The following is a 2000-nucleotide window of genomic DNA, read 5'->3' as shown; positions in this document are numbered from 1 at the left end:
AGATAACTTCTTTCTTGATCTCATAAAATGATTTATCAGGCTCCAGCTCAATTGCCTTATTGATCGCTTTTTCAGCCTCATCCCATTTTCTCTGCAGAACATTTACCTCAGCTAAAGTAGCCCAGATATAATCCTGCTCAGCTTCGACCTCAACTGCTTTGTGCAAATATTTTTCTCCTTCTTTTAGTTTATCCTGACCAATTAAAGCTCCAGCAAGATTAAAAAAGAGCATTTCTTTTTCAACATAAGGACTATCTTTAATTTCAATTAATATTTTTTCGGCCTCTTTAAAATAGCCTTCGTCTATTTTTTTAGAGGCATCTCTAAAACTCTTGTTGTCCTTAAATTTCTGAATAAAACTTTTAATTTTAGCAAACATCTTATTAAATCTCTCCCTTTATCTCTTTAACTCTGCCAACTTTTCCGCTTTCAAGCATTACTTTAATTCCATGAGGATGAGCCGCAGAATTGGTTAAAATTCTTTTAACTATTCCTTCAGTGAGTTCACCACTTCTTTGATCTTTTTTCTGAACTATCTTAACCTTTAACCCTTTTTTGATTTCAGATCTTTTATTACCAGTCATTATTTCACCCTTAATTAAAAATATTTTTTTGAAATTAACTATTTAATTTATAAATCCACATTTATTAAAACTTAAATAATTGTTCAAGTTCTTTTGTATATATAGCAAAAACATCTTCTTTAATACAATAACAAACCCTCGAGCCATCAATTCTACCTTCAATCCAACCTGTTTCTTTTAATATTTTCAGATGCTGAGAAACAGTCGACTGTGCAATCGGCAGCTGATCAACTATACTGCTGACCATACATTGATTTTTTGCTGGCAGTTCAGCTAAAATTTTGACAATTTTAAGTCGATGAGGATGACTTAAACCCTTAGCCAAATCAGCCAGCTCAGTTAACCTTTGTTCCTCATCTTTTTGCTTTAAATCTCCATTCATCATATTTCACTCCAAACTTTTCAAACTACATCCTTAATTGTACACTAAATTTAAAAAATTTTAAAGAAATGAGTAAAACAAGCAGCTAATTAAATAAAAGTAGTTTTGTTAATCTTATTTTTCAGCGCTAATATAAGCAGAATAAATATATTTATTAATATCTATTCCGGAAACCCAATCTTTTACTATTTCATCACTGTGCTCTTTTCTTTCAATTTCTATATTTTTAAATTCCAGTTCTTTTAAAATGGAAAGCAGCTCTTCTCTGACAATACTTCCAGTTACACAACTGCTGTAATTATCTAAATCAGCCTCAACTGCTGCTGGAAACTCTTCTGCTTTTATTATATCAGAAATAGCAAGTCGACCACCACTTTTTAATACTCTTTTGGCCTCTGAAAAGACTTTTTTCTTAGCCGGTGAGAGATTAATTACACAATTAGAAATTATCACATCAACACTATTATCCGCTAATGGGAGCTCTTCGATTTCTCCCAAGATAAATTCTACATTATCAACTTTATTTTTTTTAGCATTTGCTTTAGCTTTCTCAATCATAGCAGCTGTCATATCGACACCAATAACTTTTCCATCTTCACCAACTTTTCTAGCAGCTAAAAAGACATCAAAACCAGCTCCACAGCCCAAATCAAGAACAGTTTCTCCTGGCTTTAGCTCAGCAATAGCTCCTGGATTTCCACAGCCGAGGCCATAATTTGCTTCTGCAAAAGCTGATTCTAATTCTTCACTGCTGTAATCCATTTTTGCTGCCAATTCTTTTGCCTTTGCTTCTTCATTTTCTGAACCACAGCAGGAAGAAGAACCACAACCACAGCCGCTTTTTTCTTTAGTTACTACTTCTGTATAATTTTTCTTAACCTTGTCTTTTATTTTTAAATCTTTATTTGTCATAATAAATCCCTCCTGCTGGTATTATTAAGATTTTCGGCTAAATAAGCCCTTGATTGATAAGGCTTAATAGCACCTTTCAAAATTTTTCACCCCAACCTGAAACCAATATTTCCCTTTATCAT

The 2000-nt window shown here is 32.8% G+C and carries 3 protein-coding genes and 1 pseudogene; all 4 read right to left on the bottom strand.

Annotated features, from left to right (window positions below; all coding sequences use genetic code 11):
* A pseudogene (locus tag CI949_RS20305) lies at positions 1–379 on the bottom strand (tetratricopeptide repeat protein); the annotation flags it as partial.
* A 4-nt stretch (positions 380–383) separates the two neighbouring features.
* The gene (locus CI949_RS20300; protein ID WP_089717064.1) at positions 384–584 is read right to left on the bottom strand and encodes a YwbE family protein; all 201 of its coding nucleotides are present in this window, start codon (positions 582–584) and stop codon (positions 384–386) included.
* A 64-nt stretch (positions 585–648) separates the two neighbouring features.
* The gene (locus tag CI949_RS20295; RefSeq protein WP_290769844.1) at positions 649–969 is read right to left on the bottom strand and encodes a helix-turn-helix transcriptional regulator; all 321 of its coding nucleotides are present in this window, start codon (positions 967–969) and stop codon (positions 649–651) included.
* Positions 970–1080: 111 nt separating this feature from the next.
* Positions 1081–1878, bottom strand: coding sequence for an arsenite methyltransferase (arsM, locus tag CI949_RS20290; protein ID WP_290769842.1), 798 nt, complete (start codon positions 1876–1878; stop codon positions 1081–1083).
* Positions 1879–2000 lie beyond the last annotated feature (122 nt).

Source organism: Halanaerobium sp. (assembly GCF_003070835.1).
Note: the sequence above shows the minus strand (reverse complement) of the source record. Positions and strands in the feature narration are given on the sequence as shown.

Coding starts and splice junctions, on each gene's coding strand:
- CI949_RS20295 (WP_290769844.1), bottom strand. CDS start 969: ATGATGAATGGAGATTTAAAGCAAAAAGATGAGGAACAAAGGTTAACT.
- arsM (WP_290769842.1), bottom strand. CDS start 1,878: ATGACAAATAAAGATTTAAAAATAAAAGACAAGGTTAAGAAAAATTAT.
- CI949_RS20300 (WP_089717064.1), bottom strand. CDS start 584: ATGACTGGTAATAAAAGATCTGAAATCAAAAAAGGGTTAAAGGTTAAG.